This window comes from Kitasatospora sp. NPDC048296 (assembly GCF_043201815.1).
GTDB lineage: Bacteria > Actinomycetota > Actinomycetes > Streptomycetales > Streptomycetaceae > Kitasatospora.
In genome coordinates this window covers 1-10,117 of record NZ_JBICZB010000099.1, presented here as the reverse complement: position 1 = coordinate 10,117, position 10,117 = coordinate 1, and the positions used below count along the sequence as shown (strand labels likewise).

10 protein-coding genes are annotated in these 10,117 nt (G+C 71.1%); 5 read left to right on the top strand and 5 right to left on the bottom strand.

What is annotated here, in order from left to right; all coding sequences use genetic code 11:
* Nucleotides 1–1,919, bottom strand: a 1,919-nt coding sequence (locus tag ACGF12_RS34840) for an FG-GAP-like repeat-containing protein (RefSeq protein WP_393039365.1), incomplete at its 3' end; no start/stop codon positions are given.
* Between the two features lie 430 nt (nt 1,920–2,349).
* Here ACGF12_RS34840 and ACGF12_RS34835 point away from each other — a divergent pair.
* The 3 genes from ACGF12_RS34835 (at nt 2,350) to ACGF12_RS34825 (ending at nt 6,083) form a co-directional block, all read left to right on the top strand.
* Nucleotides 2,350–4,293: a PIG-L family deacetylase gene (locus ACGF12_RS34835; protein WP_393039363.1), complete on the top strand. Its 1,944-nt coding sequence runs from the start codon at nt 2,350–2,352 to the stop codon at nt 4,291–4,293.
* A 145-nt stretch (nt 4,294–4,438) separates the two neighbouring features.
* On the top strand, nt 4,439–5,488 hold the full coding sequence (locus ACGF12_RS34830) for a LacI family DNA-binding transcriptional regulator (RefSeq protein ID WP_393039360.1): 1,050 nt from the start codon (nt 4,439–4,441) through the stop codon (nt 5,486–5,488).
* Between the two features lie 112 nt (nt 5,489–5,600).
* Nucleotides 5,601–6,083, top strand: a complete 483-nt coding sequence (locus tag ACGF12_RS34825; protein WP_393039357.1) for a helix-turn-helix domain-containing protein — start codon at nt 5,601–5,603, stop codon at nt 6,081–6,083.
* Between the two features lie 7 nt (nt 6,084–6,090).
* Here ACGF12_RS34825 and ACGF12_RS34820 read toward each other — a convergent pair whose 3' ends face one another.
* The gene (locus tag ACGF12_RS34820) at nt 6,091–6,420 is read right to left on the bottom strand and encodes a helix-turn-helix transcriptional regulator (protein WP_393039354.1); all 330 of its coding nucleotides are present in this window, start codon (nt 6,418–6,420) and stop codon (nt 6,091–6,093) included.
* Between the two features lie 185 nt (nt 6,421–6,605).
* On the opposite strand from ACGF12_RS34820, the gene ACGF12_RS34815 reads away from it, so the two are divergent.
* Nucleotides 6,606–7,145, top strand: coding sequence for a TetR/AcrR family transcriptional regulator (locus tag ACGF12_RS34815; RefSeq protein ID WP_393039398.1), 540 nt, complete (start codon nt 6,606–6,608; stop codon nt 7,143–7,145).
* Nucleotides 7,146–7,800: 655 nt separating this feature from the next.
* Complete coding sequence (locus ACGF12_RS34810) at nt 7,801–8,199, top strand: integrase core domain-containing protein (protein WP_393039352.1); 399 nt, start codon at nt 7,801–7,803, stop codon at nt 8,197–8,199.
* Nucleotides 8,200–8,310: 111 nt separating this feature from the next.
* On the opposite strand, the gene ACGF12_RS34805 is transcribed toward ACGF12_RS34810, so the two are convergent.
* From ACGF12_RS34805 to ACGF12_RS34795, 3 genes are all read right to left on the bottom strand, one after another.
* Nucleotides 8,311–8,898, bottom strand: a complete 588-nt coding sequence (locus tag ACGF12_RS34805) for a protoglobin domain-containing protein (protein WP_393039349.1) — start codon at nt 8,896–8,898, stop codon at nt 8,311–8,313.
* Between the two features lie 126 nt (nt 8,899–9,024).
* Nucleotides 9,025–9,645: a MarR family winged helix-turn-helix transcriptional regulator gene (locus ACGF12_RS34800; protein WP_393039346.1), complete on the bottom strand. Its 621-nt coding sequence runs from the start codon at nt 9,643–9,645 to the stop codon at nt 9,025–9,027.
* A gap of 120 nt (nt 9,646–9,765) precedes the next feature.
* The gene (locus ACGF12_RS34795) at nt 9,766–9,969 is read right to left on the bottom strand and encodes a hypothetical protein (protein ID WP_393039344.1); all 204 of its coding nucleotides are present in this window, start codon (nt 9,967–9,969) and stop codon (nt 9,766–9,768) included.
* Nucleotides 9,970–10,117: the final 148 nt, after the last annotated feature.

Below are 10,117 nucleotides of genomic sequence, written 5' to 3'. Positions count from 1 at the left end.
GTCTGCGAGAACGGACCCCAGCCGTCGGTGACGAGCACACGGCCGGCGAAGGTACCGTCCCCGTTGCCGGGCCACATGTACAGGTTGCCCGTCGCGTCCTCCCTCGCCATCAGGTCCGCGTGACCGGTCCCCCGGAAGTCACCGGCGACCGTCTGCGAGAACGGACCCCAGCCGTCGGTGACGAGCACACGGCCGGCGAAGGTACCGTCCCCGTTGCCGGGCCACATGTACAGGTTGCCCGTCGCATCCTCGCGCGCCATCAGGTCCGCGTGGCCGGTCCCCCGGAAATCGCCGGCGGTGGTCTGGGAGAACGGACCCCAGCCGTCGGTGACGAGCACACGGCCGGCGAAGGTACCGTCCCCGTTGCCGGGCCACATGTACAGGTTGCCCGTCGCATCCTCGCGCGCCATCAGGTCCGCGTGGCCGGTCCCCCGGAAATCGCCGGCGGTGGTCTGGGAGAACGGACCCCAGCCGGCCGTCAGGTCGGTCCTGGCCGTGAAAGACCCGTCTCCCAGCCCCGCCCACTCGTACAGGTGCCCGTCCGAGTCGTCGCGGGCGACGAGGTCGCCGATGCCCTTGCCGTGGAAGGCTCCGGCCGTCGTCTGGGAGAAGGTGTGGGAGGGGCTGGTCGGGGCGGGCCGCGGGGCGAGGACCTCGGCGAGGGCCGTGTTCCCGTTGGTGGTGAAGTGCAGGTGGTCGGAGGAGACGTAACCGGCGAACGCGGCGCTCGGGTTGAGCGGGTCGCGGGTCGCCTGGTCGAAGTCGTGGAAGCCGTCGACAGCCGTCGTCGTGCGGATCCAGTCGTTGACGCACTGACGCACCCGGTCCCGGGCGGCGGTGTAGTCGGTGTAGCCCTGAAAGGCGGGGATGGTGGCAACGGTGAAGCGCAGCCCGGCCGCGTGCGCGCGTGAGGCCAGCTGCTGGATCCCCGACTCGAGCGCGGAGTCGGAGGCGTCGTCCATCGTGATGTCGTTGATGCCCTCGTAGAGCACGACGCTCCGCACTCCGGTCTGGGAGAGGACGTCCCGGTCGAAGCGGTTGAGCGCGCTCTGGCCGAAGCCGACGCGTCCTCCCGTCCCGTCGGTGAGGATCCGGTTGCCGGAGATGCCCTTGTTGACGATGCCCTCGGGCGTCGGCCGGGCGCTGAGGGCGCGCCCGTAGTCATCGGCCCAGCGGGTGTTGGAGTCCTGGTTGGTGTGCCCGCCGTCCACCTGCGAGTCGCCGAGTGCGACCACCGTCCCGTCGCTGCCGGCGGCCGTGACGTCCAGGCCGCTGAGGAAGGCCCAGTAGGCGTACGGGGTGGAGAGGTTGGCGCCGCCCGTGTCCTGGGTGCGGTCGGCACCGTCGCCGGGGGCGGAGGTGTAGGAGGTGGTGAGCGTGTACGGGTGGTAGGGCGCGGTGGTGACCCCGTCGGGCAGCCAGAGGCTGACCAGCAGGTTCTCGTCTGCGGAGACCGGGAAGGCGACGGGGTCGCTGTAGACCTCGCCGCCGGGCGGGACGACGGTCCGGCCGGAACCGCCGAACGTCAGGGTGGCCGGCGTGGCCGCCGCCGTGGCCGGGTTCCCGTTCCGGGCGGAAGTCCTGTCCTGGGCCGCGACGGTGACGTGCCCGATGGTCACCGGGTCCGGGCTGAAGGTGTTCACCAGGTGGATCCGGGCGGAGCTGCCGCCGATGCTGGTGTGGACGACCATGCGCAGGGTCTGCTGCCCTGTCACGCCCGAGGATGCCGCCGGTCCGGCCAGGCTCATGGCGGTACCCCAACTCCCCGTCCAGGCCGAGGACTCGGGGCGCGGTGCGCCCGGGCCTGACGGGAGCGCGGCGGGGACCGGCCCGCAGCCGGCGGCCGCGTTCGCCGGGGCCGCCGGGGCCGCCGGCGGCAGGGCAGCGAACGCGCCGAGGACGACGGCGGCTGCCGTCATGGCGGAGAGGCGGCCCCGCGGTGGGCGGTGGGCGATGTGCACAGGAGTCCTTTCGCCGGGGCGGAAAACCCTTTTCCCGCATGGCTCGGGTTACGAAGAAATGGCGGCGATCCGTTTCCCGGAGGAGGAGGTCCGAGAATGCGCCGAGAAATCTCGGAGCCCGCTCGCCATCCACCATGCAATCACCGCCGGCCCGGATTTCACCAGGGGGAACATCAGGCGGAAAGCATGGGGAAGTTCCAGCAGAAACCGCGCTGGACAGGCAAGATCGGCGAGAAACAGACGGAGTGGCTTGATCGTACGTCAGTTGACTGTCGCGCCTTACGGGATTTGCGATATACCGTCTCGGGCACTTCCTGCCCGACAATCCGCCAATCTCCTCCTGGCGTGATCACCTGCCGACCTCGAATCTCGAATGAGGGGAAATCACATGGCAATCGGACGACGGCAACTCCTCACCTCCCTCGCGCTGACCGCCCTCGCCGCACCCGCCCTGGCCAAGGGGACCGCGACCCGCGCCTCCGCGGCCACGGGTACGGGTACGGCCGCGCGTATGGCCGCCGGCTCCGGGCCGCTGTTCCTGCAGGTCGTCGCCCACGAGGACGACGACATCCTGTTCATGAACCCGGACCTGTCCAACGCGATCGCCGACGGCACGCCGTCCGTCACGGTGTTCGTCACCGCCGGGAACATCACCGGTGACCCGTGTTCGGGCTGCGGGGACCCCGCCGGCGACCCGCTGCGCACCTGGAACCGCCAGATGGGCGCCGTCAACGCCTACTCCCGGATGGCCGGGGTCGGCGACAACGACCCGTCGACCGACGAAATCGGGCACTGGACGGTCGAGGCCTGGACGGTCGCGGGCAAGCAGGTCGAGCGGTACATGCTCAAGGACCGGTCGGTGCACCTGATCTTCCTCAACCTGCACGACGCCGGGCTCGCCGACGTGCTGAACGGCGGCACCGACACCACGGTCGTCCCGAAGGACAGCCCGCTGTCCGGGCCGTCGACCTACACGGCCGCGGACGTCGTCGAGGTGCTGCGGCAGATCATGGTGACGTACCAGCCGACCGTGCTCCGGGCCCAGGACGAACTCCCGGACACCCGCTACAAGGGCGACCACTCGGACCACATCTCCGCCGCCAAGTTCGCCGCCATGGCGGCGAGCCAGTACGGCGGCTCGCTGATCCAGGTGAACTACCGGGACTACAACATCAGCGACTGCCCGGTGAACCTCGACCCGGCGACGGTCGGCGCCAAGGGCGTGTTCGTCTCCGAGTACGCCAGCCACGACCACTCGGGGAGCTACGAGACCGCCTGGTTCTCCCGGATGTACTACCGCTGGTCGCGCGGCACCTCCTGGGCCGGGCTGAACCAGGACGGCCGGCCGCAGGTCTTCGTCGTCCGGGCGGGCTCCCTCTACACCTACTGGCGCCAGGGGGACGGCAGTTGGGGCGGACCGGCGCGGTTCGCCGACCCGGGCGGGCGGCTGGCGCCGGGCATAGCCGTCGGCACCAACGCGGACGGCCGGATGGAGGTCTTCGCCCGCCGCCTGACCGACCACCACCTCGTCTCCGTCCCGCAGACCACGCCCAACGGCGTGTGGCGGGACGGCTGGGCCGACCTCGGCAACCCCAACGCCGGGCTCAACAACGCGGACCAGGTCGGCGTGCCCGCGGTGGTCGCCTCCCAGGACGGCCGGCTGGAGCTCTTCGTCAAGAACGGCGGCGGCGGCCTCAGCGCGATCCGGCAGACCAGCCCGAACGGCGCCTGGACGACCACCTGGGAGGACCTGCGCGGCACCGACATCCAGGACCCGGTCACCGCGATCCGCAACGGCGTCGGGAGGATCGAGGTCTTCGCCAGCACCCGCGACGGGGTCGTCAACTGGTGGCAGACCGCTCCGAACGACGCCATCAACGGCCCGGGCCCGATCCCGAACTCCCGGCCGGCCAGCCCGCCCAAGGCCGCGCTCGACCAGGACGGCCGCATCGAACTCGCCTACCGCGAGGCCGGCACCGGCGCGATGCTCGTCAGCTACCAGACCCAGCCCGGCGGACCGTGGAGCCAGTCCCCGACCAACCTCGGCGGCCATGCGGGAGTGGGCGAGCCGGCGATGGCCACCCTCGGCGGGCGGGTCGTCCTGTTCGAGCGCAACGGCGGCGGCGGCGTGAGCACCACCGCCCAGACCGCCCCGAACTCCGGCTACGGCGCCTGGCAGGACCTCGGCGGCACCGTCCTGGACTACCCGACCGCGCTCGTCGACGGCGGCGGTGTCCTGTACGTGTTCGCCATCGGCACGGACGGCCGCGTCTACTACCGCACGGGCACGACGCCCACCGACCTCGGCGGCTGGCAGGGCATGCCCCTGTGACCGCCGGTCCCGTCGGCCGGTCGGGCACCCTCCCGACCGGCCGACGGGCCGGGCCCGTGGGAGCGCCCGTGGAAGCGCCGGTGGGAGCGCTCTCACACCGTGTAGGATGGCCACTCCCGAGAGTGAGCCACACCGGAGTGTGATCATGCCCCGAACTGACAGGCCGGGCCCCGGAAGCGCCCGGTCTGCCGCGCGACCGACGGTGGAGGACGTGGCCGCCCGCGCGGGAGTCAGCCGGGGAACGGTGTCCCGGGTCATCAACGGTTCGCCCAAGGTGAGCGCCCGGGCGAGGGAGGCCGTGGAGCACGCCGTCGCCGAGCTCGGCTACGTACCCAACCAGGCGGCACGGTCCCTGGTGACCTCGCGCACCGACGTCGTCGCCCTGGTCGTCCCGGAGAGCCTGGCGCGGCTGAGGTCGGAGCCGTACTTCGCGGACGTCATCACCGGGATCTCCGACGAACTCGCGTCGACCGACCTTCAGTTGCTGCTGACCCTGGTCCGCAACGAGGACGAGCGCGAGCGTCTGACGCGCTACCTCACCGCGCGTCGGGTCGACGGGGTGCTCCTGGTCTCGGTGCGCCAGGACGACCTGTTGCCCGACCTGCTCGAACAGCTCGGGATGCCGGCCGTGCTGGGCGGGCGCCGGTCCGAGCGCGAATCGCTGAGCTACGTCCACGCCGACAACGCCGGCGGGGCCCGGGCGGCCGTCCGGCACCTGGTCGGGCGCGGCCGCACCAGGGTGGCCACCATCACGGGGCCGCTCGCCATGGAGGCGGCCGGGGCACGCCTGGCGGGGTACCGGGAGGCGCTCACGAAGGCCGGCCTCGCCCCGGAGGACGCGCTCGTCGCCCACGGCGACTTCACCGAGGCGGGCGGCTACGCGGCGATGTGCGAGCTCCTGGCCGAAATGCCCACCCTCGATGCCGTGTTCTGCGCCTCCGACCTGATGGCCGTGGGCGCGTTCCGGGCGCTGCGCGAGGCCGGGCGGCGCGTGCCGGGAGACGTGGCCGTCGTCGGCTTCGACGACTCCGTCATCGCCCGTAGCACCGAGCCGCCCCTCACCAGTGTTCGCCAACCGACCGAGGCGATGGGGCGGTTGATGGTTCAGCTGCTGCTCGAGGAGATCGCCGAACCTGGGCGGCCGCGTCGCCAGGTGATCCTTCCGACCGAACTGACGGTCCGCGCCTCGGCCTGACGGCCTCGGACGGCCTCGAACTGAGAGGCCGTCACGTTCCGTTGTTCCGTTATGAGCCACTGACGCGTGTCGCGGCCGACCTGGGTATGAGGTGCTGCTACGCTCCCGATGCATGTGGGAGCGCTCCCACACGCCAAGATTCTTGGGGGGTGACGTGTCGAAGGCACAACAAGGGGATTCGGCATTCGGGGGCATGCTGAGGACGCTTCGTCGTGAAGTGGGATTCACGCATGAGGAACTCGCCCGGCGTTCCCAGGTCAGTGTGAGGACGATCAGCGACATCGAGCGGGGCCGGGTGCGCCGACCGCAGCGCCGCTCCGTCCAGCAGCTCGCGGAGGCGCTCGGCCTGGGGACCTCGCGATTGGAATGGTTTCTCCGTGCCGCGCGAGCCGTTCCCGGCAGCGGGCTCGATCAGCCGGACGGGAGCCGTCGCGAGACGCCGGCCGCCGGGGAGGTGGACGAACAGCCGTCCGCAGTGGTCGTGATGGTCCTGCCGTTGAACGCGATCGGCGAGAGCGGTCCGTGCTGTCGGCGCCGCCGACGCTGTCCGCAACCGCGCCCGGCCGGGCCCCGACACCTGCGCCGGGCCGGTTGATGGCCCGTCACGTGCGGCGGGCAGGCTCCGGCGGCCACACGTCCACCACGAGGACGCCGAACGCGTACGCCCGCCCCACCAGCGCCGTCCGGTTGGGGACGTGCCACCGGCGGCTCAGCCGTGCGAGGTGGTAGTTGACGCCGTCCGTGGTCAGGCCGATCTCCCTGCCGATCCGGGCGGTGGTGTCACCCCGGGCGGCCGCGGCCAGGATCCGCGCCTCGGTCGGGCACACCTCGGCACGGGGCGCGGACGGCGGCGCGGACGCCGGGGCCGGGGGCTCGGCGCGGGTACGGAGGGAGAGCAGCAGGTTCGGCTGCTCCTCGGGGGTGTCGCTCACCAGCGCGACGTTCATCTCGCCGTGCCGCTCGATGTCGGGCGTGTGACGGTGAACCTGGCGTACACGCCGACCGTGACCGTTCATCGGCGAGCCCTGGTGTTCCCGCTGACCACGGTTCAGCTTCGTGCGATCGAGGCTGGCCGGTCTGGCGACGCGAGCGCAAGAAGGCCCAGACCCGCCAGGCCCTGGCCGACGCCGCGCTCGAGCTCTTCCTGGAACGTGGCTACGACCAGGTCGGCGTCAAGGACGTCGCCGACTTCGCCGACGTCTCGGTGACCACCCTGTTCAAGCACTTCTCCGGCAAGGGAGCCCTGGTCTTCGATCAGGACGACGACCTGGAAGCAGCACTCGTCGCCGCCGTACGCGAGCGCCCCCCGGGCCAGTCGATCCCGCAGGCGTTGCGCGCGCACCTCCTGCTGAAGCAGACCCAGTTCGCCGTCCATGCCGCGGACCCTCGGTTCGCCGACTTCACGCGCCTGGTGCACGAGACCCCCGCCCTGCGCGACTACGCCCACCGCATGTGGACACGCCACGAAGCCGCCCTGACCAGGGCCATCGCCGAGGCTGTAGGTGCGCCCGAGGACGACGTCAGCTGCGCCGCCCTGGCCCGGTTCGCCCTGGAGGCCCGCAGCCTCATCCAGCGGCACGCCGAACCGCGCCGAGCCGCCGACGAGGCCTTCGCGCTGCTCGAACACGGCTGGGCGGCCTCCCATCCGGGCAACTGACCCGGTCTGCGAGGAGCCTCGGTGTTGCGCGGATGCGGTGCACGCTCTCGGGAGCATCGGCATGGCCGGCCGTCAGATCAGCGCTGTGTAGACGCGACGAGAAGAACGGCTTCCAACCGGTCGGTTTCTTCGCCGAGGCAGACGGCTCTCTCTCGCTCGACATGATGCTGGACCTGCACCCAGTGCCGGATCCGGCAGGACCCCTGACCCGACACAGCCACTCGTAGGAGCGCCGGCCGACCCTTCGCAATCCGGCCGACGACGCGCAGCCGTTAACCGCCCCGCACCAGGTCCTTGCGCATCAGTGTGCTGGTGCTGCACCTCGCCCGCGAGAACGACACCTGGGGGGTACCGCAGGATCCACGGCGAACTGCCAACCACGGGCTGGAAGATCGCCGCCTCCACCGTCTGGGAGATCCTCAAGCAGGCCGGGGTCGACCCAGCACCCCAATGTGCCGACCGCTCCGGGTCGAAGTTCCTCAAGGCGCCGACCCAAGGGGTCCTCGCCATAGACGTTTTCCACGTGGACGCCGTGTTCCTGTGACGGCTGTTCGTCCTCTTCTTCATCGAGCACGGCACCCGGCGGGTGCACATCGCCGACATCACCCGGCACGTCACCGTCGAATGAGCAACCCAGCAGACCCGCGATCTCGTGATGCCTCTGGACGACCCGCACACCACCGGCATCCGGTACCTGATCCGCGACAACGCCGACTATTTCACCCAGGCCTTTGACGCGGTCTTCACCGCAATCGGCGCCCGCGTGAGGCCCATCCTGCCCGGCGTCCCCAGGATGAACACGATCGCTGAGCGCTGGGTCGGATCCTGCAGGCGCGAGGCCACCGGCCGCATCCTGATCACCGGAGAGCGGCACCTGCGCCTCGTCGTCGACGAGCACGCAGACCACCACACCGAACACCGGCCCCACCAATCACTCGGACAACGATGCCCCAACGATGTCGGCCTGCCCGAACCACCCGCCGCCGCCCCACCACGGATCATCCGGCGCGACCGCCTCGGCGGCCTCATCCACAAATACTCGCAGGTCGCATAGGGTGGCACAGGTTTTCGGCACGCACAGGCTCGTGTTCACGATCCGCCGGCCGGGTCGACCGTACGATTCCACTCGCAGGTCGGCCCAGCCGGCCGTCCGGCCTGCCCGGCCCTACCAAGCGGCTCCGGCGTACGGGCGGGACCACAGCGACACCTGGAGTGTGACGGCCTTGAACCACGCCTGGTGCATCGACTCGACCTCCTCCTCGGCGTGCCCCTTGGCCGCGAGGAACGGCCGCATGGTCGCCGTGATCGGGTAGATGAACGCGATCAGGTAACGCAGCGGTACGTGCGGGACGGACCGTGCGCCGTCGGTGACGTTCTTCTTCGCCGTCGTGTGGCGCAGCGCGATCTCCTCCTGCTGGGCGAGCCAGCGGGCGTCGTACGGGCGGGTGCAGGTGTCGGCGATCCACTGCCCGAAGCGGAGGCGCACGGCGGACAGGTACTCGCTGATGGGCTCGCCCTCGGGGGTGGCGAAGTAGGCGAGCAGGTGCGGGTGGGAGGCGACGAAGCCGTACCAGACGTCCAGGATCTGCTCGGTCTGGTCGGCCAGGACCTCGCCGGCGAGCTTGAGTGCTGCGACGTCCGCGTCGGAGAACAGGGTCGCCGCGGCGAGACCGTCCAGGTCGCCGGCGGTGACCGGGGAGGCGGGCTGCTCGGGGGCGTCGTAGTGGTAGCCGGGAATGGGCGCAGGCGTCATGGCCGTCCTCGAATCCTTGGGTCTGCGAACTCTGAATTAGGAGTCCTAACTACATTGAAGCTACCGACTCCCCCAGGTGTCGCGCAAGGGATGACCAGCCTTCTCCGAGCCGAACTTGACGAACGGTCAGCGCGGCACGGGCTGATGGTCCGGGCAGTCGACGCGCAGGTCGGCCGCGCCGAGCGGGGCCTTCAGCAGCCCGCACCACTCACCCGCCCGCCCGTCCGGGGCCTCGTCCCGCAGGAAGCGGCAGGTCAGGCAGGTGCGGGCGACGGTGATGCGCCCCGTGCGGTTCAGCGAGGCGATGGTCTCCAGCAGGACCCGCAGTGCGGCGGCCCGCTCCTGCGGCGAGCAGGCGGACAGACCGGCGGTGAGCGGATCCCGCCAACCGTGCAGCCGTTCGGCGACCTCCCGGCCCGGACCCGTCGGCACCCAGGACGACCGCCGGGTGTCGGCGACATCCGGTACAGCCTCCAGCAGTCCCTTGCGGACCAGGGCGGAGGCAGCGTCGCTGACCGTCGGCGCGGAGACCTCCAGCCACCGCGCGAAACTGCCGGTGCCCTGCGGTCCCGCCGTCGGGGTAGTGACCCGCAACAGCAACTGCGCCTGCGTGACGGAGAGCCCCTCGCGTTTGGCCGCGTCGCGCAGCATCGCCCGCCCGGCGTCCCCGAGCCGCTCGACCGCGTCGATCAACCGAGCGTCAAGATCGTCGAACCCACGCTCCGCGGCGCCGTTCCCGCCTGCCACAAGGACCCCCCTCCTACCGGCGCACCAACGGACGGGCCCCGACGACCACCCAGTCTATTCAGCACCGGCCGGCCCACCCGGACCCAGGCGGGAGCCGTCTTCTGCCGAACGATCTGCTGTTCACAACCACTCGTTGATGGCGGCGACCAGCACAGTGGCTTCGTATCGGACCGAGGGAACGCGGGCCAGGCCGTGATGCGCCGGTCCGGCGCCGTCCCGGCTCGGCTTCACCGAGCACCGCCGCCTCCCCGCCGAGCGCAGTCCCAGCGTGATCCGCCGCTGCGATTTCCCCTGCGCCGCCTCCTCGTGGATTCGCTCGATCATGGGCCAGCGCTTGCTGCCCTTCTTCCTGACCTTCAGGCCATCGGGCGGCGTGCCTAGGAGCGTGTCTCAGTAACCGGCAAGCGGCCGAGCGGTCGTGATCGGCGGGATCGGTCGTCGGCCGCTCGGCGCATGCCTGCTGGCGTCGGAG